Raw genomic sequence first — 25,908 nt, 5'->3', positions numbered from 1 at the left:
CGATCAGGATTCACCCAGATACGCATCGCGTAGGGCCCGGCGCCGAAGATCTGAACCTGAGAGACTCCTGAGATCCGTGTGAGCGCATACTGCAAGTTGATGATGGCGTAATTTGCCAGAAAAACGTTGTCATACGCGCCGGTAGAGGAGTAGAGGTCGAGCAGCATGAAGGGCGCCGTGGTACCTGGTTGCACGATCACGCCCTGCTGGTTTACCTCGCTGGGCAATTGTGCGTTCGCCTGCCCGGTCCGCATTTGAGCAAGAATCTGGTCGGTATTGATATCGGTGCCGAGGGCATAGTCCACGTACAGCGTCATTCCTCCGCCGGAGCTGGCGCTCAACGAGTACATGTAGTTCATGCCGCTGACGCCTGACATCTGCTGTTCAATGGGAGTGGCGACCGACTCGGCGATTGTTTGCGCGTCCGCGCCGGGGTAGGTGGCCTTTACCTGGACCATTGGGTCGGCGATGTTAGGGAACTGTGCAGTAGGCAGGCGCAGCATCGAGACAACACCGACCAGCACCATCAGAATGGAAATGACCATCGCGACGATCGGCCGATTGATAAAGAACTTCGACATGATCAGTTGCTCCCGCCGGCAGTTACTACGTACGGCTTCGGCGCGACAGGGATACCTTCCTTAGCCAGCTGCGGCGCCATTCCGGCAGCCATCTGAACCTTCTGAATGCCTTCGACCACCACCTGCTCGCCGGGCTTCAATCCTTCCGTGATGACCCAGTTGGGCCCAACCCGGTCACCCACCTTGACGGGCCGGAACATCGCCTTCTTCTCGGGCGTGACCACGATGAGCTGGTACTGCCCCTGCACTTCGATCACGGCCGGTTGTGGAACCAGCAGGGCTTTGTTGTACTCGCCGACTCTTACGCGAACACGGCCGTAACCTCCCGGACGAAGAACGGCGTCAGGATTGGAAAATTCGGCAGCCATCTGGATGGTGCCGGTTTGCGTGCCGATCTGGCGATTGACATAAATGACGACACCCTTCTGGGGATACGGCACTTCATTGGCCTGGATGAACTCAATGGGCACCCTGTTCAACGCTGTCCGGCTGACCTTGCCGGTGATAACGCCGGTCACTTTTGCTGCGAAGCTCAGATAGACGTTTTCACTCACGTTGAAGTAGGCCCAAATAGGATTCACTTGCGAGACGGTAGTCATTTTGGTGCTGGTGCCCACCAGATCGCCAACCTGGGAATTCGCTACACCAGCGATGCCATCCACCGGCGAATAAATCTTGGTCCACTGCAGATTCAGTTGTGCATTCTCCAGGGCTGCCTTTCTGGCTTGAACCTCCGCCCTCGAGGCCGCCTGATTGGCCAGATCAGTATCGAGGTCCTTTTGGGGAATCGCTTGTTGAGCGGCGAGCGGGGTGTCGCGCTGGACGTCAGCATCGAACTTGGCAAGATTGGCCTGGCTCACAGCTAGTTGGGCTTTGGCCTGCTCCACATCCGCCTGGTACTGGCGAGGATCCAACTCAAAAAGAAGCTCGCCTTTCTTGACGTAGAAGCCATTCTGATAGTTCTGCCTGAGCAAATAGCCTTGCACTTTAGGCGTGATGTCGGCATTGACCGGACCATTCAGTTGCGCGACATACTCGTCGTAGATAGGAACGTCCTGCTGAACGACGTTGGCCACCACCACTTCGGGGGGGCTCGGCTTCGCAGCCACTTCCTTCTTTTCGCAACCAAGCGACGCCAGCAATACAGGCAAAGCGAGCGCGGCAGCGATCCAACGCTGCAGCATTGGGAAATTAGCTGATAGGTGCCGCTCCAAGGATGAGAGGGAAGCTTCAGAGAACAAGAGAAGATCGTGACTGAATCGCATTGACACACTCCTGAGGCTCAGGAGTCACAGAGCCACGAGAATTTGTTTAGACAAACCGTCAGTCTGACTCGGCAATGCTACCGAAAGTCTGCTGGATAGCGCGTAAGCTTAGACCCTCTACGCCTCAATGGCAAACTGGTAGAAATTACAGTTCGCAAAAAAATCACCCAGCAAGTTCACGAGGCCACCTCCGGGCCCCCTGGCGGAGACACGGCCGAAGACCGCTATTTCTTCGCCTTTTCTCGATCGCTTAACTCAAGCGACACCAGCCGAGCAATCAGGATCGCCGGGTAAAGTTGCCCTACCAATGCCTCTAACGTGGCCAGAGACCTCGTCGCCGGGATCGTCGGAATCATGTCTCCATATCCGAGGGTGGTAAGGGTAACGAAGCTGTAGTAGATGAACTCCGACCCCGGCTTGCCGCTTCCTGTATGTGACGGCGGGAGTTGAATCGCTCCCGGGTGAACAATTTGGGCGATGCCGTAGGCGGTCGCCCACATCAGTCCGAGCAGAAGGAAGGCGCAGATCGCTCCTTGAATGCGGTGGATATTTACCCGACCAGCGGCAAATACACGAGCAAGCACGATAGCCGCAAGGATTGTCAGGGATAAGAGAAATAGCGCTCGTTCGAGAATGTCCAGGGCTTCGCCGGATTGGACCAGCGAAGCCCAATCCACGAGTACAGTCAGGGTGATGATTGCTATGACCGGCAGGGAACGGATCGTGATGCGTCCGACGGCGGCCACACCGGAAATCAGTAACAGGGTAAAAAAGATGCTTCTCACAATTCGTCCGACCCAGCCCACGTCGTGCAATGGATAGATCGCAAAGATGTAAATCACCAGGGTTGCCGTGAGTGCGGACAGGCTCCACTCGGTCAGCCAAAAGCGATAGAAAACTTCGAAAGGCTTAGTCATTCCGCGAGTTTCCCAGGCAAGACTAGAGCCCCCAAAGTCAGGGGGGAACCGTCAAAACTGACAGGCGGACTGAATGCGAGACGGCCGGCGCAACCAGACTCCAACCCAGGCGGCGCTAAAGGCCCGCCACCGCCGTAGCTAGCCGATGGCCCTGCATATTCGGGACTGTCAAAGTTGCCAGTTGGCAAATACTTATTCATGCCCTAGAAGGAAGCTTTGAAAGGTGGCTGACACACTCATCGAACAGAACATGACTCTCAGGCTGCGTGATTTTGGAGAAGGAAATCAGATGAACAAACGAATCGTAATGAGGCTCCCGCTGCTGTTGTTTTGTGCGTTTTCTCTGGCGGCATTCGCACCGGGAATGGCGCAATCACAAACGACAGGAAAACCGGCCGCAGCTTCTGCCGAAACCAATACGGAGCAAAAGAACATCCAGGAGTATATCGACCTCCTGCGCACCGACATTCGACAGCAGAAAGCCCAGATCATGGGCGCGGTCATGCAGTTGGATGTGGATCAGGCGGCGAAATTCTGGCCGATCTACCAGGAGTACGACGCGGAACTAAACAAGCTCAACAATCAAAGGGTCGCAAACATTAAGGAATACGCGCGCAATTACGACCAAATGACCGACGCCAAGGCGGACGAGTTGATTCAGAGCGGCCTGAACTTTCGCAAGCAGCGTGGCGAGCTTCTGGTGAAATACTACGGCCGCGTCAAGGCGGCGCTGGGAGCTATTGAAGCTGCCCGATTTGTGCAGATTGAAGATCAGCTGCTCATGCTGATTGATCTGCGGATTGCATCTTCGTTGCCGCTAGCTGCAGAGGGTTCATAGACTCCGAAAAAAGGAGAGAGACATGAAACATGCAATCGTTCGCGTCGCAGCTTTGTTTGCGAGCCTGATTTCGACTGCTTTAATGATCACAATTCCTGCGCTGGCAGCTCCACTACCGCAGGTCCCGAAGGTTACGGTTCCTGCCGGAACACGCATTCTGATCCGGATGATCGACAGCGTGGATTCGAGCAAACAACAGGTGGGATATCGCTTCACCGCCAGCCTGGAGACAAATCTGCAGGTGGATGACATGGTGGTCGCTCCCAGAGGGTCGACGGTGTATGGCCGGTTGAATACAGCCGAAAAGGCCGGCCGGATGTCAGGCGGCGCCGAACTCACCCTTGAGCTGACCGATATCGTGATCAACGGCACGGCGTATCCGCTCATGACCAGTGATTATGTTGTCAGGTCGGAAGGTAAAGGCAAGAAGACGGCACGGAGAGTTGTTGGCGGCACCGGGCTAGGCGCACTCATTGGCGGAATTGCAGGCGGAGGAGCAGGCGCAGCCATTGGTGCTCTTTCCGGGGCAGCCGCCGGAACGGCGCTGTCGGCTGCCAGCGGCGGGAAACAGGTGTCGGTGCCCAGCGAATCGCTGCTCGAGTTTCAATTGGAACACCCCGTCGCCCTTCCGGCAGCACAGTAGTGTTGCCCGGGTGCGATGGGTTGGGTGTCGGTCGCTGACTTGTGACCTAGCGGAAGTGGACACTGTAACTCACCCATTGCTCCGTCCTGCTCGCTTTCGCTTGCGGGAGGGTGTGGCAATCAAGCGCGATTATAGCGGTGAGCCGGGAAGGACATTCACCATGAAACCGAGATCCATTTGGTCAGGACTCTGCTTTCGTTCCATTCGAAGCCTCGTGGCCGTCATCTGTGCGGTGTTGATGTTGCCGGCTGATGTGGTTGTGCTGGCAAATTCCCCACAGCAGGCAGCCGCTCCAGCCGCTCCAGCTGATCAGGCGTCCGCGAAACTCCCTCCTGATCAACTGGATTCACTGGTTGCCCCGATTGCGCTATATCCAGACCCACTGCTTGCCCAGACGCTGGCGGCATCTACGTATCCGCTCGAAATTATCCAGCTGCAGCAGTGGCTGGAGAAGAACAAGAATCTCAAGGACAAGGCGCTGGTGGATGCGGTGTCGAAGCAGCCCTGGGATCCAAGCGTCCAGGCTATGGCCGCTCTGCCGGACGTGGTTAAGCGGCTGGCCAGCGACATCCAGTGGACCACCGATCTGGGAAATGCCTTCCTTGCACAACAGAGTGACGTGATGGACGCCGTGCAGCGTATGCGCAAGAAGGCCCAAGATTCGGGGAATCTGAAATCCAACGAGCAGCAGAAAATCGAAACCAAAGTCGTTGAAAGCAAGCAGGTGATCGTTGTTCAGCAGGCCAGCCCCGAGGTAGTCTACGTTCCCAGCTATAACCCGACGGTGGTGTACGGTGCTCCTGCCTATCCTTATCCGCCAATTTACTATCCTCCGCCGGGCTATTACGCCGCAGGTATGGCGATCTCGTTTGGCGTCGGCGTGGCGATGGGAGCGGCTTGGGGTGGCGGCTGGGGCTGGGGTTGCGGATGGGGTGGCAACAACGACATCACCATCAACAACAACAACAATTTCAATCGCAACTCGAACATAAGCGGAGGCAACCGCACCAACGTAGGCAGCGGAAATCGGCCGGCGAACCAGCCAGCGCGCGGCGGTGCGAACGCGGGGGGCAAGTGGCAGCACAATCCGCAGCACCGCGGCGGAGCTCCCTATGCAAATCGGGATTTAGCAAACAAATATGGGGGCACAGCGCGTGGAGACTCACTGGCGAACCGGCAGGCGAATGCGCGCCAGAACCAGGGTCAGCGTGGCAGTTTCCAGCAGGCAGGCACGGGTGACCGCGGCGCTGCAGGCGGACGACAACAGGCGGGCGTGAGCGACCGAACTGCGGGCGGCCGGCAACAGGGCGGCGTGAGTGACCGCAGTGCGGGGAATAGACAACAGGCAAGCCTGAACGACCGCAGTGCCGGTGGGCGGGACGTGAGTAACCGCAGTTCGGGAGCTGGAGTAAGCGATATGAGCCGCGGTGGGGGAGACCGCGTCGGTAACCGCAGCGTTTCCGATGGCGGCGGATCGCGCGGCAACAGCGCCTTCGGTGGCGGTGGCTCTGGTGGGTTCAGCGGGAGCAGCGCACGGGCGAGCAGCTCGCGTGGCGCTTCCAGCATGGGTGGTGGCGGTGGCCGTCGCGGCGGCGGTGGCGGGCGCCGGAGATAAGTCATGGCTAGGGAGAAGGGTATGAAAACAACGTTATTAATCGGCAGTCTGTCGAAAGCTCTGCTCGCGCTCCTGGCCGCCGCACTGTTTTGTGTCCTGGCGATCTCTGGGTATGCGCAGCCGCAGTCAAATAAGCCGTCCTCATCCCCGCCGCCGGAACAAAAGACGTTTAGTAGTCCGCAACAAGCGGCGGACGCTCTGATCCAGGCGACGGGCGATTATGATGTTTCCACCTTGCTGCAGATTTTCGGGCCGCAGGGGGAAGACTTTGTTTCTTCCGCAGATCCTGTTCGCGACAAGAACGCCGCGCTTGCCTTCGCTGCCAAGGCAAAAGAAAAGAATGTGGTCAGCCTCGACCCCAAAAACAAGGCGCGAGCTATTCTGATAGTCGGTAATGATGATTGGCCGCTCCCGGTCCCGATAGTAAAGAACGCGGCGGGCAAGTGGTATTTCGAAACGAAAGCCGGCCACAAGGAGATACTGTTGCGGCGTATCGGAGCCAATGAATTGGACGCTATCCAGGTCTGCCGCGGATTCGTGGAAGCACAGAACGAGTACGCCGAGGAGATCCACGACAATTCCGGCGTCAACCAATACGCGCAAAAGATCATCAGCACACCCGGTAAGCGCGATGGTTTGTACTGGGTAAATGCGGACGGCACGCCGGGCGGTCCGATCAGCGAGAGTATCGCTCGTGCTATTCAGGAAGGCTACTCGAGCAAGCGCGAACCCTATCACGGCTACTACTTCAAAGTGCTAAAGGGACAGGGTCCTGCCGCCCCGCTGGGACAACTCGATTACGTGATCGAGGGAGCTATGATCGGTGGATTCGCCCTGGTTGCAGTTCCGGCGGAATATCGCGTCACTGGCGTCAAGACATTCATGGTCAGCTACGACGGGATTGTGTATGAAAAAGACTTAGGGCCTGACTCCCTGAACATTGTAAAAAACATGGAGCGCTATAACCCAGACAAGACTTGGCGACCGACCTTCGATCAATGGCCCGTGAATGATTCGGTCACCGGAAATTGAACTCGGTCTGCACGATTACGTAGTAGTCGCCACTGGGATCGGGCGGACAGGAAAGTTCGAATTTAATTGCGCGAATTTCATCGGTCACGACTTTGAAAATTGCGCCACGGTGAACGTCATCCGGGCTCCGTGTACGGAGACCACCTCCTCCGATTACATGGGAGGACTCAGCCATGGCTCTTGAACAATCAGCGGTTGAGAAGACCCACACGAACCAGGCCCTCAGAGCGTTCATTGAGATCAGTCTGGTGGTTGTGATGGCTGCCGCTTCTCTTATGATCCTGCGGCCCTTCCTTCCCCTGATTGCCTGGGGCATCATCATCGCGATCGCTTCTTACCCCGGCTACGGAAAGCTGCTGCGAATCTTCGGCGGACGCAGAGTACTCGTGGCTGTGATTTGGACCCTTCTTCTCTTGAGCATCCTGATTGTTCCGGTGGTTTTGTTGGCACAGACCCTTGTCGAGGGCATCCACAGTCTAGCGGGCCACCTTAGGGATGGAACTCTCACCGTTCCGTTGCCGCCCGCCCGCATAGAAACCTGGCCTCTCATTGGTGGTCCCTTGAAAACCTTGTGGACGGCAGCTTCCACCAATCTTGGCGAAGTCCTGAAGAGGTTCACTCCCCAGATCAAATCCAGTATTCCGGTATTACTCTCAGTCTCCGCCGGCATCGGCCTGAGTGTGCTGCAATTCGTGCTGTCTATCTTGGTTTCCGGAGTTCTCCTTGCCAGTGCCGATGGCGCTGCAAAGGTCAGCCGTTCTTTGGTTAACCGCCTCTTCGAAAATAACGGCCCCGAGGTCGAGGATCTGGTCGGATCCACTATCCGCAGCGTTACCAGTGGCATTCTCGGCGTCGCCGTAATCCAATCAGCTTTCGCAGGTCTTGGTTTTCTGGTGGTGGGTCTGCCAGGTGCTGGCTTGTGGGCGATGATCTTTCTTTTCGCTGCGGTACTTCAAGTAGGCCCGCTTGTACTAATCCCCGCAGTAGCCTACGTGTTTACGATCGCGAGCACCACCAAGGCTGTCACATTTCTAGTTTGGTGCATCATCGTCGCCCTGATGGATAACATACTGAAGCCGCTCTTGCTGGGCCGAGGTGCTGCCGTTCCCATCGTTGTGGTCTTCTTGGGCGCGATTGGTGGATTTATGGCGATGGGCATTATCGGTCTCTTCGTCGGTGCAGTCGTTTTGTCGGTCGGTTACAAATTGTTACTGGCATGGCTCGAGGGGCCTACGGCGGCCCAGCCCGGCATCTGAAGATTAAAAAAAACAAGCCCTCACGCCCTCTCACCGACTGGAGGTAGCAGCCACAGGAGTTACTCTTAAGGAATCCAACTCTTTGACGAGCTCGTGCCAGTCTTTCGAATTCCGCTTGGTTGCAAAGGGCTTTTCGAGATCGGAGTAATAAGCAAGAAAATCCTGGCGCAGAGAGTCTGAAATAGGTTTGCCATACGTTTTGTTCAACAATTTGGCGTAAGCTTCGTCCGTAAGCCTATAGTCAGCTGCTGCGGTTAGTTCTCCCGTGTCCAGGTTTTCATTGGGTAGTTGGAGTTGGCCTTCCCGTTGTGCAAGCAGCAATGCCCGATAGTGGTCGAGGGTCTCATTAAAGCTGAGCATGTAGAGCTGTTCGACAGCGGGTGTGGGTGGATGGAATGCGAGCACACTATAGGGTCCGATCTTGGGCACGATGCGCCAGAAGAACGCCCGTAGGCGGCCAAAGAAGCCTGGTTTTTCGTAAACCTCACCCCAGTCCTTTCGATAGTCGGCGTTGGAAACGTTGTAGATGAATTTTGTCTTGGTCTCGCTGGGATCGCTGTGTTGAATCTCGTCTTTCTTAAGATGCCATGCCGCTCTCGTCATGCGGGGAATGGCTGTGGAAACGGCGTGGCGGTAGCTGCCCATGGCCAGGTTCACCCGACCAAAGATATTCGAGAGATCGAGCGAGTAGGTTCTAGCGAAGGCTCTTTCCAAGAGCGGCCTTGAAACCTCAAAGCCGATAAAGTCGTGGTAGGCTTCCGGTGCGTAATGGCTTTTGGCCACCCGGTCCACATCGAAGCCAAACTCCACTTTCATATGTGCCGACGGCTTTTCCTGATACGTGACCTGCGGACCGTACTTCTTTTCCAATTTGGGGTACATCAGCGCCACCGCTCGGTTGGTGGCAAGCCCGTGCCCGGAATTGTCGGCAGCGTAATGTGACATTGCGCCCAGCGCGAATGCGTATTCATTTAGGTCTCGGGATTCTTCGATCAAGGCGAAAACAAAATCTCCGCTTCGGACATAGTGCGTGAGGTCGCTGAAGAATCGGTTGCCGAAAGGGTAATAACCCAGGTCCTGGATAATTGCTCCCCCATAGGCATAGGCGCGGGCGCGCAGCAGTTCTTCCGCTGTGGCATTGGGGAATCGCCTCAAAAGAGTTGGCTCGATGCTGTCCTTCCACGCGGCATCGACGATAGCTTCATGTGTAAGAACGGAGTAGGCCGCACAATTGGGAACACCGGAGACTCCCAGCAGAAATCCAACAATCAAAAATCCACACCAAGAGCGAAATACAGACAGACTTCGTGCGGATGTCTTTTCTCCACGGAGACGCGCCTGTAATTGGTCCAACAGCATTGATCCTATTCTCATTGCATCATCAGAGTTTGCAGAGGGGTCTTCTCATTAACGGAGGACGCGGGCTACGCGGGTACACTACTTGGCGTTTACGTCCTCCCAGGCGCGTACCTTTCTTCGAGCCTCATCAAAGATACGCTCGTAATTGCCTCTGGTGATCTTTTCACGCGCGGCTGGAGTCAGGAGTTGCCAGAGCGGGGCATACTGGTAGTACACCCTTAGGTACTGCTCTTGTGTCGAAGGCGCCACCTCGTCTGTTCCGAACAGAAAACGATCAGGATAACGATTCATAAGGTCAGCGCTAATCCTGGTACTCTCCGGCGTCGCCACAAGGTACTTCGCCACCTCGTTCCATGAAATGTCGAAATTGACGTGACTGAAGGCAGGATCCTGCAATATCGCTTCGATCGTGGCCGCGTGACCCTGAATCGGACGAACGATCCTTCCCATTCCGGTATGCGCCCAGATGATCGTCGTCTTCGGATGTCGTTTCAAGACAGCCTTCATTTGATCCAGGTAGGCGGGAGGCGAGCCCTCCTTTGCGAAGGGCACGTCCATATCATTGTGAATGAGCACCACAAGCCCAACTTCGGCAGCGAAGTCCAGGATGCGATCGAGAGCAGGATTCCGCAGGGAGGCGGTCCCCCCGCTCACCTTGGCAGAGACGAACTCCTTATGAATCGTGAATTCCCCAATACCGGAGAAAACTCCCGGAAATGTTTGTAGAACCCGTCGAATGTGATCCGCAGCGTACATATCTGTGGGATTGAAGCCGGTGATCATCGGATCAAAGCGCGCCTGCTCCTGCTTCGAAAGGGAGCGATACGCCATCGCAATGTAGGCATCGGTGAAGGAGTAGTAATACAAGGGTGCGTCGGTCTGCAGATAATAGGTGGGTGCAAAATCGCCGGAGTTCTCATAGGACCATTCCTGCTGCAGGGGAATTCCAAACACAGCCACACGGCCAACCTTAGTTCCCATGATCCTGACGAAATCATGGATATCCGTGCCCTGTTGGATATAGTTCGTAAGATGGAAGTGAACGTCGTTCAACTCAGGCTGCGACTGCGACAGGCAATGCGTACAAGTTAGGACAAGAGTTGTGACGAACGCGAAAACCAATAGTGGACTGACGCTGCCAGCTCGGAATTTTATGTGGGCCATCCTGAACCTCTTATTCTTTTGACCTCGCGATCTCGTGAATGACGCTTCGCTCAGAACGCCAATTCAAGGTTCGTGTGGAAGATCGGACCGGTTGCGCCGAGGGCAAATGGAACAGATGTGTAACCGACAGGTGACTTATTGACGTACAGGAACTCCGAGTTCCAGCGCACGACTTTGTTGTGCCAGGGGAAGACGTTAACACCCGAGCGAAAATCCCACGGTGATCCATATTTTCCGTGAACGGTTGAACCGCCAAGGTACGCCTGCACTGTCTTGGGCACGATCATGACAGACCCTTGCATCTGGAAACCGTGAGAGAAGATAGCAGCTAGAGCTTCTGTCCCGGGACCAGTGAAGTGGTCAAGCCAACGCAAGAAATACTCGCCGTCCAGAGACAGCCCGCGATATTTGAGTCCAGCGTCGAACGCCGCCATCTTGTAGGTGACGGTATTGACCGTGGTTCCTTGAGCAAACAAATTCGGCGTGAAAATGACGCTACCGTCTTCCAGGCGTATTTGTGTGTTTTCAAACTGGTCGTTATTGGGTTGGCTTTGTTTGGTCTCGTCGCTCCGGGTGAAGTGGGCGGCAAGGCGAGCTGCCAAAATATCGTGATGCTCGAAATCACCAAACCCGGAGCCGAATTCACCGGACGTGGGATTCCAGATAAGTGCCGTGGCGACTGTGTTCAGTCCATTGTCGAGCTGAGCTGCGCTCACCCCGAGAGTGCTGAGGTTATTGCCTAACATGATTTGGTAATTGAGCTTTTTTACAATCTCGCCCCTTGCCCAGACTCCGGAGGTGTAGGAGGGGCGGAAGAATTCGTCAGCAATCAGCCGGGTATCCACGCCCAACCAGAATGGAAAGTTGCCTTCGACGCTGCGTGTGCCCGGCAAAGAAGTGATGCCGCCCGCGAGATTGAAGTGCTTATTGAAGGTATAGTTGACGTTTCCAGCCAGTACGACCTGCGCCCCCAACCCCTGGGAGGCGTTGGAGGTCCATGCGTAAAGAAAGTATCGGAACTTCTCATCGAACAACCAGCCGAGGAACTTGATCTGTACTTTCTGGATCTGAAAGTCTTGCCGCCTCTGGATGTTCTTTAGGTTTGCGAAAGCGTCCGTATATGTCGAATCCAGTCCCAGCTGGTTCAGATAACGCACATAGGTGTAGATACTCAGGTTCAGATCGCCATGCTCCGTATTCGCAATCCGAAAACCGCGGTTCGGAGTGTAGCTACCCCACAGCTTGGACTCCTCGGGCTCTCGTGTTTCGGAATCGGCCTCAGAACCTCGGCTCTCCGTGACAACTTCCTGTTGTGGTGGCGTAGTGACGGCGACCTCGCGTGTTGACTGCTGCGCGCTGGCTCGGGCATGTTCAGGAACGGAGCCGCTTTCGGCCGGGGATTTTTCTGCGAGCGCCTGTCGAAGTGCGCCAATTTCATCCATGAGTTCACGATTCGCCTTCTCGAGTTGGCGGTTTTGCTCTACAAGTTTGTCAACCTGCTTCAACACCTCGACAGTATCCAGACCTGATTTTTTGTCATTTTCCGAAGTGCCGTTTTGAGCGAGCGCACTGTCGAGTCCGCCGCTCACTCCAAGGATAAGCACAAAGCAACAGAGCATGGATCGTCTACGGAAGCAGATCACTTGCGCACTCCTGAGGTCGTCATGCCTCGAGCCGAAGATCATCGCTGGCGGTGAGTCCGTCTACTTTCCCCGCCACCAATAAATGTGCTTGCTACTTCAAGCCAACTGAACTCGGCGAATAGAGGTTGTAGTTCAGCCTCTCCGTCACATAGTCAATGACCTTCTGTGCCTTCACGCTGTTTCCGGCCTCATCCAGAGGAGGAGCGAATACCGCAATGGCACCCTTACCCGGCGCGATGGCGACGATGCCTCCACCGACCCCGCTTTTTGAGGGTAGACCAACATGCCAGGCCCAGCCGCCGGAGCCGTCATACAAGCCAGCCATCGCCATCGTGCTCAGGATGTGTGGGATGTCCTCGCGCTTTATCACTTGTTCGCCGGTTGCCGGATTCACCCCGTTGTTGGCCAAGGTTGCTCCCATGCGAGCGAGTTGAACCGCATTCACGCCGACCGAGCACTGCTTGGTGTAGATGTCGACGGACTGGAACGGATCGGCATAGATGCGGTCGTATTTGGCGAGCAGCATCGAGAGCGCCTTGTTACCTGTATTGGTCGCAGCTTCCGACTTATAGACCTCGTCGATCAGAGACAGCTTCTCCCCTGCCGCTTTGCTGTAGAAGTTCAGGATCTTGTTCCATTTCTCTTCAGCGTCCTTGCCGGAGATCAGGCTTGTCGTTGCAATCGCTCCAGCATTCACCAGCGGGTTCCCCGTGTGAGTTGGCATGTCGACCACCGCCAATGGAGAATTGAATGGCCGGCCTGTAGGCTCTGAGCCAATCTTCTGAAACACTGCCTCGGGACCCAGTTCCTCCATTGCCAGAGCGAGGGTAAAGACCTTGGAGATGGATTGGATCGAGAATGAGTACTTCACGTCTCCCAGCGTCAGGACCTGGTTGTCCGTGGTGACGATCGCAATCCCAAATAGCTTGGAGTCGACCTGCGCGAGATAAGGGATGTAATCCGCATTCTTCCCGCTGGTGTCCGTTTTGAACTTGTCATAAGCCTCTCGTACGACTTGCTCGACCAGTTCTCGCCTTGGTGCAACCGGACTTCGCGCAGTCTGGGCCGAGACCGATAGTGGAGTTAGGACGAGAATGGTCAGAACCGTGGCGATCAGTCGATTCAAAGACTTCGTATTGGCGATCAGCATAGTCTCCCCTCGAATCAAGCTCGTTTGGTGCCCTGACTTCAGAACTCAAAGCTCTTGCCCCAGTCGTATTTGAATCCGAATTGCAGTCGGTAATCGTTCACATTGAAGCCGTCGCTGAAGTTCACCCGTCTTCCGAACTGAAATTCGCTGCCCATGGTGACTTTGGGGATAGGGTGGAAGAGCAGGTTTCCAATTGCGTAGTGTCCCTGGTGAAAGTCCGCGGGCAGCTCGGCATTGGAGTTATCGATGTTCTCCAGCGAGTAGCCGACAGAACTGCTGAAGCGATCGTTCCAGGTATGGTCGAGGAACGACACCACCCCCAGCACCGGCAGCGGAATACCTTCGATGGGCCGGCTCGGGTTCCCGGTATTCTTGACACCGATGTCAATCGGCGCGTCGTTCATGTAGTTCTGAATGCCTCGGCCGTACACCACTTGCAATCTCGCGATATCTTTCTTGCTCAGCTTTAGATTGGAACTGGTGTTGATTCCCCAGCCCAGAACGTCCCGGCCCAGCGGAAATGGACTCGCATTCCCTGTGTCCTGCCAGGAGATCTTGCGGAAGATGCCAGCCACCTGGAGATAGCCCCATCTCCGGATGAAGCGCGCCTGCCACGAAAAGTCCGGCAAGTCGAACTTGGGTCGCACTCCTTGCAACTCGATACGGCCCGCATACACACCACCGTCCGCGCTGGCGCCGGGCCGCTCGACCGCAAATGTTAGGCGTGTGTTGTCGCTGCGAATCGGCATCCAGCGAAACTGGATGTTTCGGAAGAAAACCATACCGGTGGGTCCCCAATACTCAAGCGTGTTGGGGAAAACATCGGGATCCATGAATGGACTCCACGTCTGTCCTGCCCCGAACGGTCCCAGCTCGCCGTACGCCTGACGCAGGCGGAACGTCGTCTGGCCGGCGTCGACGCCCGTCCCGAACAACTCAAACTCGAACTGAGTTTTTAGTTTGCCGAGCGGCGTATCCGTGCCAGTCTTTACGCCGAAGCGGGTTTGACGGACACCGAAGTACACTTTTCCATCCGGCGCAAACTGGCCGGAAAAGGAGGGCAACTTCGTGGGCCGCACCACGTCGAACCAGTCAGGGTCATTCGTCTTGAAATCGTATCCCGCATCAAGCATCACAAATCCGTAAAGATCCAGCGTGGTCTTCTTTTCTTCCTCAGCGGGTGGACGCTCGGCAGGAGCTTTGGGAGTGTCCTGGGTGACCTGAATCTGCATAGCCTGCGTGACGATTTCCGCGTTCGCTTTCTGGGTTTGCTGGACCGCCCTGATCTGTCCTTTTATCTCTTGCATCTCTTGCTCGAGACGCTGGAGCTTGTCTACAAGCTGCTGCAGATCTGGACTCTGTGGCGTACTTACCTGGCCCAAGGCGGGCGTGATCAGAGACAGAAGGATCAGTGTGCCCGTCGCGCAGAACACCGTAAATCTTCGATGGGTTGGCATCGTTTCTCCGATGGCGCCAGCATGCGGGAACACGATGCATTGCTATAACTGTCAATTCTGCCAGTCTTGATTTATGGTGGCGCCTACAGTCCAGCTCAACCAGGGGGCAATCATGAATTGTGCCAGGCATTCTTCGCGGCTTTTGTCAGCAGCTTCGTTGTTCGGGCCTTGTGGCATCGCGCAGAACTATTCCGAGGTCCAATGTGGGACATCACCTTCATTCGCACCAGGCCGAATCAGGGAGACGCCAATATCGCCAGCCTTCGCGCAAACTCGGGGCTCATTAGACGCCGCGATTGTTAAAGAAAGAAGCAGGGTGAGGTGAACGGTGAACACTGAGACTCCGATCGTGCCGCAGATTCAATCGGCTGCATTCCGCCACGCACAGCTTAAGAGCGAACTGGTTCGCGGCATAGTTGTCGTAGCCGCGGTTCTCACGATTCTCCTGCTTCAGACTGCGCGAATGCTTGCGCTGCACGCGCATGAAGATCGGGCACATTTGTTTGCCAAACTGATATTCGTGGCTTTTTTCGTGCTGTACGAAGTGGTCGTGCTCTATGCAGTAAGACGCGCGCTGCGCGGAGGCCGCAGCCTTCCCAGGTTCGCCTGGATCGGCGACATCATTATTGAGACATCACTCCCAGCCCTGGGTATCGCATTCTTGACTGGCTCGGTAATTGCGCCCGCATATCGACCCCTTGCTAATCCTCTGGCACTCACGTTCTTTCTTTTCATCATCCTTTCCGTCCTGCATCTGAATCCCTGGGCGTCAGTTCTATCCGGTTTTGTCGCGGCCGGATCGTATCTGTGCGCGTCTTATTATCTCGGCTGGAGGCCAATGCTTTACACACACGCGTCCATCCAGTCTCCCGAGCGAACGGTGTTCAGTTATGCGTTGGAATTCCTGGTAGCCGGAGGAGTTGCCGCAGCCGTAGCGCGAGAGGTCCGAAGTCATGTTAATGCCGCTCTGCGCGAGGCGGAAACCAGACGCCAGATGGAGCGCCTGGAACATGACATGAAAGTTGCTCGCTCGATTCAGCAATCGTTACTTCCCAGCAATGCGCCCGCGGTCAAGGGATTTGATGTGGCGGGATGGAATCTTCCAGCGGATGAGACAGGTGGTGACTTCTATGATTGGCAGATTTTTCCGAATGGCAAACTGGTGGTGGTACTGGCGGACGTAACTGGACATGGCCTGGGTCCCGCCATGCTTGCAGCAGTTTGTCGCGCCTATGTGAGAGCCAATCTCAGCATCCAGGATGGCCTGCTCACGGCAATGGATCGGATCAATACAGCACTTTCGCAGGATTTGACTCCCGGTCGTTTTGCCACTCTGGTGGCTGCAATTTGCACGCCAGGCAGTTCGCGCGTGGAACTCCTGTCGGCTGGCCATGGTCCGCTCTTTACTTATTTGCTGCGCGAAGACCGGATCGAGTCGATGGGAGCTCAAGGACTGCCCCTTGGCCTCATGCCGATATTCAACTCTGATCCGCCTTGTTTCCTCGACCTCAGTCCAGGAGACTTACTCGTGCTGGCAACGGATGGCTTGTACGAATGGGAAAATCCCCAGGGTGAACAGTTCGGCCCACAGAGGCTGGAAGAAGTCGTTCGGCGGGTTCGCGAATGCCCGCCCTCGAAAATTATTGAGGCACTCTACCAGGCGGTGGTGGAATTCTCCGGCGGAACCAAGCAGCAGGACGATCTGACCGCTGTCATCATTAAGCGAACGCATGAGACGAATTGATGATAACCCTCTTCCCTCACTCGGCATCTGTCTCGCTTTGACAGTTGGCAGCCCCTATCGCGGTGATGCGGTGATGATATCCGGCACACTAACCGCGCATCGCGTGCACAACAGCCACCAGGACTGGGCCCCATACCGTGAGCAAGATATTTCCGATTGCGTATGGCACGGTATAAGCTAGCGACGCGACGTTGCTGCCACTCGCCTCTCGCAATGCCGTCAAGCCGGGGGTGCACGTCTGTGCTCCAGCGAGGCCTCCAAGGATCATGAGCGGGCTCATCTTTAGGACATATCGCGCGGCCACCGTCCCTACGGCGAGCGGCACCGTTGTAACGACCATCCCGGCAAGGAGTACGGTGCTGAAGTAGGCGGTCCCACTTCTGACGTAAGCCTCGACAGCATGTGGGCCGGCCTGCAATCCGACCGCTGCGATAAAGACGATCAGGCCAATGTCCATGAGCAGGCGCTGCGCTGGTTCAGGTATCGAACCGAAGACTGGACGCCGGCTGCGCGCCCATCCGGCTACGAGACCGATCACAAGGATTGAGCCCGCTGTTCCGAGGCCTAGAGCGATTCCTCCGGCATTGAGCTTGAGCAGTCCCAGCAGTATTCCGATACAAATCCCTCCGGCTAGGAACATAAGATCGGTCCTCGACAGATCGCGTTCAACGAAACCGATATACTTGCCAGCTCGTTCGACGTCATCGGGCGCGCCCACGAGCTGCACAATGTCGCCGCGCTGCGCTACCGTCCAAGGCTCACGGGGAATCAGCTCCGTGCCTCGTTGCACCGAATCAAGATACACACCTCGCAGTTGCGGGTCTTGCGCAAGTTCGCCAAGTGTCTTGCCGTTTACCTCTCTGCTGGTAATCACGACCGCAGACGCCTTGACGGGCACCGACAAAAGGGCGAGGTCGTCAACCTCCGGTCCGATGTCCTTCATGGCATTGACGAACGCCTTGCGTTGAGCGGAGACCACCACCCGGTCACCAACCTTCAACTCGAGGGCGGGGTTCAGAACGAGCCGCTCCTCTCCCCGCTGGACGCGCTGTACCGATAGTCGTGCGTCGGCATAATGCTCTTCCAAGTCAGCGAGCGTCGAGCTGGCGACATGCACGTTCTCCACGCGGTAGGCCCGGAAAGCATAAGGCGCGCCGCCCCATCTCTGGACGCCGGCCTTGCCCCCGGAGAGCTTATTCTCCAACTCCTTCGCCTCGCTCTTCAGATTCGCTCTCATGATTTTCGGGCCAAGCCATGTCAGGAACAGGATCAGGCCTAGGTCTCCAAATCCATATGTAATCGCATCGGCAACCGGGGCGTTCGCCATGAGCTTCGCTTTCGATTGCTCCGTAATCGGCAGGTCTGCGATCGCGCTGAGGCCAGTACCGAGCGCGGCGGACTGGGTCATGCCTCCTGATAGCAAGCCGACGGCAATGCCTTCGTCGAAGCCGAATGCCGCTGTCACGCCAACTACTGCGGCAAGCCCGCTTACCGCCACTATCACCGCCAGTGCGATCTGCGGTAATGCCTCCCTCTTCAAGCTCCCGAAAAACTGCGGGCCCACGGCGTAACCAACGGAGAACAGGAACAGGTAGAAGAACGCCCAGCGCAACAACTCGGGAAGTTCCGGTTTCCCCACAATGCCGATCAGAATGCCGGCAATCAGCGTACCGACCACAACTCCGAAGCCCACACCTTTGAAATGAACGCGCCCGATGATATGTCCCAGAAAGATACTTAGGAACAGACACAATAAGGGATACCCGTGCAGAAAAACACCAAGTCGTTCCAGTGTCATCCATTTCCCTTTCGATGCTGATCACGCCGTCCTCTCCTTCAAAGAGAGCCACTCCCTCTGAGGGATGAGGCAATTCCTTCGCCTGCGGCGTGGTGCCTAGCTAATAGGAATAAAACAGATTTTGTATCTCGCTTGTGGGCCTTGGCTTGAGTAGAGCCAGCATTAATAGAATTCTAGCCTTCTGAGGATTAAGTTCGTCTGACGCGACAAAATTCATCTCGTCATCGTTGATTTCTACGTTCCTCCCAACCGTTCCAGTAACCACGCGGCTGCTCCTGACGATCACGACACCTTTCTTGGCAGCCTTCGCCGCGGCTTCCACGGATGCTTTGTTCATATTGCCATTGCCTACCCCTGCGATGATGATTCCTTTTGCGCCATTCGCAACGGAGGCATCGATCAGATCCGCAGCCATGTCAGCGTAGGCGTAGAGAATGTCGACGCGAGGCAAGGCTGTGACATTAGCTACATCAAATTCGCTCGTCATTGTGTGTTTCCAGTGCGGGCTGTTATAGAAATCATTTTTGCCATAACTGGAAACCCCCACTAATCCACGAAGCGGTGACATGAATGTTTGGACAGCCGTGGTGCTGGTCTTGGTGAGGGAATGTGCGCCGTGAATCCAGTCATTCATCAATACCAGGACGCCACGGCCCCGAGCATTCGGATCGGCCGCCACACCAACCGCATTAAAGAGATTCAGTGGTCCATCGGCGCTGACTGCCGTCGAAGGCCGCATGGAGCCAACCAGGACCACAGGCTTGTCACTCTTCACCACCAGATTCAGGAAGAACGCCGTTTCTTCCATGGTGTCTGTGCCATGAGTAACAACCACACCAGCGACGTCATTCTGAGCGAGCAATGCATTGATACGTTTGGCAGTGCTGAGCATGATCTCCAGCGTCATGTCCTGCGATCCAACGTTGGATATCTGTTCGCCTTTGATGTTGGCGAGATTCTTAATGCCCGGCACCGCGGCCAGCATCGCATCAATTGTCACAGCCCCTGAAGTGTAGGCCGATTGCGTTCCGCTTGCGGCCGCGCCGGCAATGGTCCCGCCTGTCGCAAGGATCACAATGTTAGGAAGGTTCCCTTGCGCAACAGATCGCTGCGAAACGCCGATTGCAAAAATCAGGACTAGCGTAAAAGAAAGGGCGTACTGTCTTTTCATAGTGCTTCCTCTTTTTTGGCCGACATTGAGTTGTCAGAAGCAGACAAGCAGGAATGTCTCCACTGCAAACGATGACAGCGGTTGCAACCGATTGAAACTGTCACTTTTACCAGACGGATGTGCCCTGAGGTTAGTTCCCGGTCACTTCGATTCCGGCCTTCTGACTCAACGGTCACGTACCGTTGGCGCCGAGGCATGGGGCACGAGAGCTATGGAGTCCAGGGCCGACTGCAAGTTTTGACAGTTGGCCGGCACCTCCGTCATTCAATAGCATGACGCACAGGGCGACCAGTAACACAACTGGCTGTCCCGCCGGAGGAATCTATGCGCATCGAACATGATCTTCTTGGCCAAAGGTCGATTCCGGACGACGCCTATTACGGGGTTCAGACTGACCGCGCAATGGAGAATTTCCGGATTTCTGGCGTCCCCATCTCACAATATCCCGATCTGATTCGGGCACTGGCGATCGTGAAACTGGCCGCTGCTCGGGCGAACTACGATTGCAACCAATTTGACGAGCGGATTCTCCATGGCATCGAGCGGGCATGCCAGGAGATCATCGATGGTCGATTGCACGATCAATTCAAGGTGGACCTGATCCAGGGCGGCGCCGGCACCTCCACTAACATGGCGGCGAATGAAGTGATTGCGAACCGGGCGCTGGAGTTTATGGGATTTCAGAAGGGCCAATATGAGCACTGCGATCCCCATAATCACGTGAACTGTTCGCAGTCCACAAATGATGCCTATCCCACAGCGTTGCACATTGCCATCTTTCTATTGAATTCCAGGCTGGTGGGACAACTGCGTAAGCTTATTGAGGCCTTTCATCGTAAAGGTAACGAATTTCGTGACGTAATCAAGATGGGACGCACGCAGTTGCAGGATGCGGTTCCCATGACACTGGGCCAGGAGTTCCACGCCTTCGCAGAAAGTTTGGATAACGAAGTTACGGCACTCGAGCGAGTAGAGAATGTTCTTTACGAAGTCAACATGGGTGGAACCGCAATCGGTACCGGCCTGAACGCGCCCAAAGGGTATGCGGAGGCGTGCGTCGCGCATCTCGCAAAGATCACCGGCAAGCCCATCACACTGCCGGTGAACCTGGTGGAAGCCACGCAGGATACGCAGCCTTTTGTTCTTCTTTCCTCCGTTCTGAAGAGTCTGGCCATCAAGCTCTCGAAGATCTGCAATGATCTTCGGCTTCTCTCATCAGGCCCGCGCGCCGGACTGGGCGAAATCAATCTGCCGGCCATGCAACCGGGATCAAGCATAATGCCGGGCAAGGTGAATCCCGTGATTCCAGAGGTCGTGAATCAGGTCTGCTTCAAGGCTATTGGCAATGACCTTGCGGTAACGCTTGCGGCAGAGGCTGGGCAATTGCAGCTCAATGTCATGGAGCCGATCATCGCCTTTTGCATACTCGAGTCACAAACGATGTTCATGAACGCTGCGGATACCCTCCGGCAGCACTGCGTCGACGGAATCACCGCTAACACCGACGTTTGCCGCAAGTACGTTGAGCACAGCATCGGAGTAGTAACCGCGCTTAATCCTCTTTTGGGATACGAAAAGGCCACCGAACTTGCCGCCGAAGCTTTGAAAACCGGCAGAGGGATCGTCGAGTTGGTGCGCGAGAAGAAGCTTCTATCGGAGGCGCAGATCCAGACTGTTCTTGATCCTAAGGTGATGACTGGGAGCAGAGTTGCGTAAGGCTGCGCGCAAATGATCTGGCTGGAACTCTCGGTTGTTCTCGGCTGCATTTTTGTAGGCGCTCGCCTGAGCGGAATTGGCCTTGGGACCGTGGCAGGCATGGGATTGGTCGTTCTCGTCTTTATCTTCGGCCTCACACCTGGAATGCCACCACGCACCGTCCTCGGGATGATCCTTACCGTCATTACAGCAGCCGCAACCATGCAGGCAACCGGCGGCTTGGATTACCTCGTAGTCATTGCAGACCGTGCCTTGCGGATCTGGCCCGCCGGAATCACCTTAGTGGCACCGGTTATCGCGTACGTCTTCACTTTTGCAGCCGGTACAGGCCATATCGTATACGCTCTGTTACCAGTAATTGCGGAAGTCTCCCGGAGCGCCGGCGTTCGACCGGAGCGCCCACTGTCAATCGCGACCATCGCTTCGCAACAAGCCATCACCGCATCCCCGATTTCGGCCGCAACCGTCGCTCTGCTGGGGCTACTGAGTCCCGCGGGCGTTGGCCTGAAGACCATCCTCCTGATCAGCGTACCTTCGACATTCTTGGGCAGCCTCTTAGGGGCACTGGCGGTCATGTGGAAAGGACCTGAACTGAACGATGATCCGGTCTATCAGGATAAGCTGGCGAAAGGGTTGATCAAGCCATCGGCGTCAGCAGTGGTGCTTGAGGGCTCGAGTCTGAAGCGTGCACGCGGATCCGTAATCGTGTTCCTGCTGACGGCAGTCTTGGTCGTGGCACTTGGGCTATTCCCATCGATGCGTCCGACCTACTCGGTACCCACCGGAGGAGGAGAAAGCGTCGAACAAATCGAGATGGCGCCGGCAATCATGATCCTTATGCTGGCAGCCGCTGGCGTGAACCTGCTCCTGTTTCACGCGTCGCCAAGCGAGGCGGTAAAAGGCAGCATCATGAATGCAGGCGTGGTCGCACTTATTTCCATTGCTGGCCTGGGCTGGCTCGGGTCGTCGTTCTTTGAGGGCAACCGCCAGTTCATCCTCCGTAGCATCTCCGGTTTGGTTCAGCAGCATTCCTGGATCTTCGGCATCGGCCTATTTTTGCTTTCCATCCTGTTGTCGAGCCAAGCAGCCACCGTGGTCACCCTGATGCCTGCCGGGATTGCCATGGGGCTGGGGGCACCACTCTTGATTGCTCTCTTCCCGGCCGTCAACGGATATTTCTTCCTTCCCACCTATGCCACGATGCTGGCCGCCATTTCCTTCGATCAAACCGGCACCACCCGGATCGGCAAATACATTCTGAATCACAGTTTCATGCTTCCCGGGCTGGTCGCAACTGTGTCCTCGATAGCAATCGGATTTGCCATTGCGGTGATTGTGCTCTAACCATACCGTTGTGCAGGCAAGGGAGAACAGCAGAGTCCCGCTGGGCCTTCGTTGAGGGCATCTGCAACTGTCACCGAAATGGCCGATCAAGTGTCGCCAGCACACGGGCCAAAACTCGTCGGAGCAAGTTGTTGGGAAGTTGGGGTGCCTGGTGGGATTCGAACCCACGTCATCCGGAGCCACAGTCCGGCGTTCCACCGCTGAACTACAGGCACCACACTGGGCTTTCCGCCCAACACAGCGTAGACCGCGATTATAACAATCCGCACTGCGCTGTGTCAGAACCGGCCGAGCCTCAACTCAATGGGCAGACCATAGGCCCAGCTAATGGCCAATGAGAATTCGGAATTGGACGCAATTTTGCTTCTACGCCAGACTCGACTTTGAATTCTTCCAATCTGGTTGATGTATCCAGTCGGATAGGACCTGTCTTTTTCGTTAGGTGGGTATTCCGATGCTGCTTTTCTAAATCAAAAAGCACAGGAGCCGAAATTTCCCGGCTCCTGTGCTGCTCGTAGCGCCTCGAGCCCCCCGGCCCGCGGCACCAACTCAAACTCTTAGATCTAAGCTCTGGGTGCCCACCCTTGTCGCTCAGGCTCTTTGGAGCGACAGGGTGGGTCCGTGCCTCTTACGCCCGCCCCACGCCCACGTACTGGAACCCCATCGAGCGCAGCCGCACCGAATCCAGCAGGTTCTTGGTATCCACGATGATCGGCTGCTTCAACAGCTTCTTGATGCGATCGAAATCCAGCGCGCGAAACTCCGGCCAGCCCGTGCCCACCACCAGCGCGTCCGATCCCTCGGCAGTCGCATATGGCGAATTGCAGTAGCGGATGCCCTCGATCTGCGACTGCGCTTCCGGAATGGCCACCGGATCGTACGCCCGAACCTGCGCGCCCTTCTCCATCAGGGTACGTGCCAGCAGGATCGACGACGAACCGGCAATCGAATTCGTGTTGGGCTTGAATGCCAGTCCCAGGATCCCTAGCTCCTTGCCCTGAATGTTCACTACCATCCGCGAGATCTTGTCCGCCAGGCGATCGGCGAGCGTGCGGTTGACGTCGCGTGCCGCCGAAACGATACGCAGTGAAACCCCGTTGCCGTTAGCCAGTTGCGCCAGTGAATCCAGGTCAGACTCCGCAAAGGGCCCGCCGAAACCCGCACCCGGCTGCAAGCAGCGCGGCGCGATTTTCTTGTCCAGGCCAAGCGCCAGCGCCAGGTCCGTAGCATCGGCGTGCACGTGCTCGCTCAGGCTGGCAAGCTCATTAATGAACGCGATTTTCGTGGCTACAAACGCCGTGGAAGCTTCTCGCACCAACTCGGCCGTCTCGTGATTGGTAACGATCACCGGCACTCCCCGCATCACCAGCGGGCGATAGAGTTGCTTCAGGATCATCACCGCGTCAGCCGAGTTCGTGCCCAGCAGGATGCGGTCCGGCCAATTGAAGTCTTCGATGGCGCACCCATTCGTAAAAAACAGCGGCTGCGAAACGATCGCTACGATCCGTCCCTGCTCCTGCATCAGTTTCTGCAGTTTGCTGGCCGTACCCACCGGCACCGGGCTGCTGAGCACCAACAGGGTTCGCGGCTGCGACAGCTGCGCGATCTTCAGCGCCAGTCCTTCAATGCCACTGGCCGTATCTTCCGCGATAAATGTCACCTGAGATTTCGCCGCCGCCGAGGCCAGATCGGTGGAGTAAGACAGGCGGCCCGCCCGCACATTGCGGCGGATGACCTCCTGCAGATTCTTCTCGAAGAAAGGAATGTTGCCTTGCGCCACCTCGCGGATGCGGTCGATGTCTTCGTCAAAGCAGGTCACCGGCATTCCGAAGTCGGCCAGGCAGGCGGAGATGATGCTTCCCAGATACCCTGAACCGTAGACACTGATCTGCATATGTTTCCTTTCCCGCATCTGCGGGAAACATGGCAACAACCAGAGGGGAGGGCTTCGCCAGTCTTGGGACCCCTCCTTTCTAACGTTCCAACAGGTTCATTGGCAATGCGGCGGTGGGACATGTACGGGCCAAAAGGCCATGTCCGGCGGGGTGGAGAGGTTCGTGTGCCGCCGGTTCGTGTGCCGCGGACACTCCTGTCCGCGGTCTTCGCCAACTGCAAACCGGATCGGCTGCAAGCTCACCGCACAAGGTTCCCGGCTTGTCATCACCAGGAGGGCCCAGCCCGAGGAGGTATCTGCAGTTGCTTCCCAGTTGGACTGAACGCTCAGTGCTGGCTACTGGGGGTTGCTTCAAATTTGTCCGATTTACCCGATTTCTCTGAGCATTCAATGACAGGCAGAGGTGGGGGTTTTATCTATCGCGTCGACGCCAGCCGCGGACCCAGGGGAAAAGGCGCCAGATCCTGCCAGCGGTTGCTGCCCGGCATCTGACAGACAAAGGTGAGCTCCTCGATTTGCGCGGCATGCGGTCCGGGAAATTCCGCCCAGCGCTGAGCGGCTATCTTGGCCGCCGCCTGCGCATCCTCCACCGTATCGACCTTAACAATGGTCAGATGCGGCATATATGGCCACTGCTCCTCCGACGCCAGCGGGCCGGTGTTGAGCCGGTCGTGCAGCTCGCGCAGCCGATATCCGGCCCGGGCCACGCGAATAAACACCGTTGGGGTGACCGGGAGGAAGTGCTCGACATCGCCGAGAACCACACTGAAGGGGACCACGCTCTGGCATGCCTGCTCGACCTGCTCGCGCGCCTGCGCTTCCGTGCCCCGCAGACACCTGGGAGGCAATACCGTGATGTGCGCGGGCAGATGCCCGTGAGGCGGGTGTAGCTCTCGCCTCAAATCTTCAACCCACTTACCCAGGGAGTTTCTGATATACGCGACCAGCGCGTATTCCGGTTCCGGCATTGCACTTAAGATTATATCGCCAGTGGTGAGATGGAGGCTTTGGTCTGAAGTTCAAGGCTACAGGAAGGTTACAGCCGGGATTGCAATTTGGTTCACAGCAACTTGCAGGGCGGCCCATGCAGGCCCTCTGTTGCCTTGAGTGCGACAGTTCTACCGCACCCCTATATACAACCGGGCCAGCGCATGGGCCGACCAGTTTACGGACCAGTTGCGAGCGCGGTCAAACGAATGCGGGGTAAGGCTTATATAAAGGGGAAAAGTGATACACCGCCCTGCTCGACGCAGGAGCGGGAGGGAGGGGTGGATAGGGAACGGGAGCTATTATCGGCTATCGCGGATCTAACGGGATGGGC

At 56.4% G+C, this 25,908-nt stretch carries 21 protein-coding genes and 1 tRNA gene; 8 read left to right on the top strand and 14 right to left on the bottom strand.

Annotated elements, in window-relative coordinates; translation table 11 throughout:
• The 3 genes from VEG30_13270 to VEG30_13260 all read right to left on the bottom strand — a co-directional run.
• A partial coding sequence (locus VEG30_13270) for an efflux RND transporter permease subunit (protein HXZ80895.1) occupies positions 1-581 on the bottom strand: 581 nt, incomplete at its 3' end.
• Between the two features lie 2 nt (positions 582-583).
• Positions 584-1,765: an efflux RND transporter periplasmic adaptor subunit gene (locus tag VEG30_13265; GenBank protein ID HXZ80894.1), complete on the bottom strand. Its 1,182-nt coding sequence runs from the start codon at positions 1,763-1,765 to the stop codon at positions 584-586.
• A gap of 305 nt (positions 1,766-2,070) precedes the next feature.
• Positions 2,071-2,763 carry a potassium channel family protein gene (locus VEG30_13260; protein ID HXZ80893.1) on the bottom strand — a complete coding sequence of 231 codons (693 nt, stop codon included), beginning with the start codon at positions 2,761-2,763 and terminating at the stop codon, positions 2,071-2,073.
• Between the two features lie 223 nt (positions 2,764-2,986).
• Here VEG30_13260 and VEG30_13255 point away from each other — a divergent pair, with 223 nt between their 5' ends.
• The 4 genes from VEG30_13255 (at position 2,987) to VEG30_13240 (ending at position 6,891) form a co-directional block, all read left to right on the top strand.
• Complete coding sequence (locus VEG30_13255) at positions 2,987-3,601, top strand: hypothetical protein (protein ID HXZ80892.1); 615 nt, start codon at positions 2,987-2,989, stop codon at positions 3,599-3,601.
• Between the two features lie 22 nt (positions 3,602-3,623).
• Positions 3,624-4,244, top strand: a complete 621-nt coding sequence (locus tag VEG30_13250; GenBank protein ID HXZ80891.1) for a hypothetical protein — start codon at positions 3,624-3,626, stop codon at positions 4,242-4,244.
• Between the two features lie 214 nt (positions 4,245-4,458).
• Entirely contained in the window at positions 4,459-5,859 is a 1,401-nt protein-coding gene (locus VEG30_13245; GenBank protein ID HXZ80890.1) for a DUF3300 domain-containing protein, read from the top strand.
• A gap of 21 nt (positions 5,860-5,880) precedes the next feature.
• Entirely contained in the window at positions 5,881-6,891 is a 1,011-nt protein-coding gene (locus VEG30_13240) for a DUF2950 domain-containing protein (protein HXZ80889.1), read from the top strand.
• Here the strand turns inward: VEG30_13240 and VEG30_13235 are convergent.
• Positions 6,878-7,066 carry a hypothetical protein gene (locus tag VEG30_13235; GenBank protein HXZ80888.1) on the bottom strand — a complete coding sequence of 63 codons (189 nt, stop codon included), beginning with the start codon at positions 7,064-7,066 and terminating at the stop codon, positions 6,878-6,880. The genes VEG30_13240 and VEG30_13235 overlap by 14 nt on opposite strands.
• On the opposite strand from VEG30_13235, the gene VEG30_13230 reads away from it, so the two are divergent.
• A complete protein-coding gene (locus VEG30_13230; protein HXZ80887.1) occupies positions 7,065-8,147 on the top strand; it encodes an AI-2E family transporter in 1,083 nt (360 codons plus the stop codon). The genes VEG30_13235 and VEG30_13230 overlap by 2 nt on opposite strands.
• Positions 8,148-8,177: 30 nt before the next feature.
• Here VEG30_13230 and VEG30_13225 read toward each other — a convergent pair whose 3' ends face one another.
• From VEG30_13225 to VEG30_13205, 5 genes are all read right to left on the bottom strand, one after another.
• Positions 8,178-9,419: a zinc dependent phospholipase C family protein gene (locus VEG30_13225; protein HXZ80886.1), complete on the bottom strand. Its 1,242-nt coding sequence runs from the start codon at positions 9,417-9,419 to the stop codon at positions 8,178-8,180.
• A gap of 165 nt (positions 9,420-9,584) precedes the next feature.
• Complete coding sequence (locus VEG30_13220) at positions 9,585-10,670, bottom strand: amidohydrolase family protein (protein ID HXZ80885.1); 1,086 nt, start codon at positions 10,668-10,670, stop codon at positions 9,585-9,587.
• Positions 10,671-10,720: 50 nt separating this feature from the next.
• On the bottom strand, positions 10,721-12,313 hold the full coding sequence (locus VEG30_13215; protein HXZ80884.1) for a hypothetical protein: 1,593 nt from the start codon (positions 12,311-12,313) through the stop codon (positions 10,721-10,723).
• 91 nt (positions 12,314-12,404) lie between these two features.
• Positions 12,405-13,463: a glutaminase A gene (gene glsA, locus VEG30_13210; protein ID HXZ80883.1), complete on the bottom strand. Its 1,059-nt coding sequence runs from the start codon at positions 13,461-13,463 to the stop codon at positions 12,405-12,407.
• A 38-nt stretch (positions 13,464-13,501) separates the two neighbouring features.
• Positions 13,502-14,920 carry a DcaP family trimeric outer membrane transporter gene (locus VEG30_13205; GenBank protein ID HXZ80882.1) on the bottom strand — a complete coding sequence of 473 codons (1,419 nt, stop codon included), beginning with the start codon at positions 14,918-14,920 and terminating at the stop codon, positions 13,502-13,504.
• A 328-nt stretch (positions 14,921-15,248) separates the two neighbouring features.
• On the opposite strand from VEG30_13205, the gene VEG30_13200 reads away from it, so the two are divergent.
• On the top strand, positions 15,249-16,664 hold the full coding sequence (locus VEG30_13200) for a PP2C family protein-serine/threonine phosphatase (GenBank protein HXZ80881.1): 1,416 nt from the start codon (positions 15,249-15,251) through the stop codon (positions 16,662-16,664).
• 88 nt (positions 16,665-16,752) lie between these two features.
• Here VEG30_13200 and VEG30_13195 read toward each other — a convergent pair whose 3' ends face one another.
• Complete coding sequence (locus VEG30_13195; GenBank protein ID HXZ80880.1) at positions 16,753-18,462, bottom strand: hypothetical protein; 1,710 nt, start codon at positions 18,460-18,462, stop codon at positions 16,753-16,755.
• A gap of 100 nt (positions 18,463-18,562) precedes the next feature.
• On the bottom strand, positions 18,563-19,633 hold the full coding sequence (locus VEG30_13190; GenBank protein ID HXZ80879.1) for a type II asparaginase: 1,071 nt from the start codon (positions 19,631-19,633) through the stop codon (positions 18,563-18,565).
• Between the two features lie 324 nt (positions 19,634-19,957).
• Between VEG30_13190 and aspA the strand changes: the two genes are divergently transcribed.
• Positions 19,958-21,349, top strand: coding sequence for an aspartate ammonia-lyase (gene aspA / locus VEG30_13185; protein HXZ80878.1), 1,392 nt, complete (start codon positions 19,958-19,960; stop codon positions 21,347-21,349).
• A gap of 12 nt (positions 21,350-21,361) precedes the next feature.
• On the top strand, positions 21,362-22,693 hold the full coding sequence (locus VEG30_13180) for an anaerobic C4-dicarboxylate transporter (GenBank protein HXZ80877.1): 1,332 nt from the start codon (positions 21,362-21,364) through the stop codon (positions 22,691-22,693).
• 140 nt (positions 22,694-22,833) lie between these two features.
• Here VEG30_13180 and VEG30_13175 read toward each other — a convergent pair.
• The 3 genes from VEG30_13175 to VEG30_13165 all read right to left on the bottom strand — a co-directional run bounded on the left by VEG30_13175 (position 22,834) and on the right by VEG30_13165 (position 25,555).
• A tRNA-His gene (locus VEG30_13175) sits at positions 22,834-22,908 on the bottom strand.
• Between the two features lie 413 nt (positions 22,909-23,321).
• Positions 23,322-24,587, bottom strand: a complete 1,266-nt coding sequence (locus tag VEG30_13170; GenBank protein HXZ80876.1) for a nucleotide sugar dehydrogenase — start codon at positions 24,585-24,587, stop codon at positions 23,322-23,324.
• A gap of 416 nt (positions 24,588-25,003) precedes the next feature.
• Entirely contained in the window at positions 25,004-25,555 is a 552-nt protein-coding gene (locus VEG30_13165; protein ID HXZ80875.1) for a 2'-5' RNA ligase family protein, read from the bottom strand.
• Positions 25,556-25,908 lie beyond the last annotated feature (353 nt).

The sequence above is a fragment of the Terriglobales bacterium genome (assembly GCA_035624455.1).
Lineage (GTDB): Bacteria > Acidobacteriota > Terriglobia > Terriglobales > Acidobacteriaceae > DASPRM01.
Note: the sequence above shows the minus strand (reverse complement) of the source record. Positions and strands in the feature narration are given on the sequence as shown.

Coding starts and splice junctions, on each gene's coding strand:
- VEG30_13265 (HXZ80894.1), bottom strand. CDS start 1,765: ATGCTGCAGCGTTGGATCGCTGCCGCGCTCGCTTTGCCTGTATTGCTG.
- VEG30_13260 (HXZ80893.1), bottom strand. CDS start 2,763: ATGACTAAGCCTTTCGAAGTTTTCTATCGCTTTTGGCTGACCGAGTGG.
- VEG30_13250 (HXZ80891.1), top strand. CDS start 3,624: ATGAAACATGCAATCGTTCGCGTCGCAGCTTTGTTTGCGAGCCTGATT.
- VEG30_13240 (HXZ80889.1), top strand. CDS start 5,881: ATGAAAACAACGTTATTAATCGGCAGTCTGTCGAAAGCTCTGCTCGCG.
- VEG30_13230 (HXZ80887.1), top strand. CDS start 7,065: ATGGCTCTTGAACAATCAGCGGTTGAGAAGACCCACACGAACCAGGCC.
- VEG30_13235 (HXZ80888.1), bottom strand. CDS start 7,066: ATGGCTGAGTCCTCCCATGTAATCGGAGGAGGTGGTCTCCGTACACGG.
- VEG30_13220 (HXZ80885.1), bottom strand. CDS start 10,670: ATGGCCCACATAAAATTCCGAGCTGGCAGCGTCAGTCCACTATTGGTT.
- glsA (HXZ80883.1), bottom strand. CDS start 13,463: ATGCTGATCGCCAATACGAAGTCTTTGAATCGACTGATCGCCACGGTT.
- VEG30_13205 (HXZ80882.1), bottom strand. CDS start 14,920: ATGCCAACCCATCGAAGATTTACGGTGTTCTGCGCGACGGGCACACTG.
- VEG30_13195 (HXZ80880.1), bottom strand. CDS start 18,462: ATGACACTGGAACGACTTGGTGTTTTTCTGCACGGGTATCCCTTATTG.
- VEG30_13190 (HXZ80879.1), bottom strand. CDS start 19,633: ATGAAAAGACAGTACGCCCTTTCTTTTACGCTAGTCCTGATTTTTGCA.
- aspA (HXZ80878.1), top strand. CDS start 19,958: ATGCGCATCGAACATGATCTTCTTGGCCAAAGGTCGATTCCGGACGAC.
- VEG30_13180 (HXZ80877.1), top strand. CDS start 21,362: ATGATCTGGCTGGAACTCTCGGTTGTTCTCGGCTGCATTTTTGTAGGC.
- VEG30_13170 (HXZ80876.1), bottom strand. CDS start 24,587: ATGCAGATCAGTGTCTACGGTTCAGGGTATCTGGGAAGCATCATCTCC.
- VEG30_13165 (HXZ80875.1), bottom strand. CDS start 25,555: ATGCCGGAACCGGAATACGCGCTGGTCGCGTATATCAGAAACTCCCTG.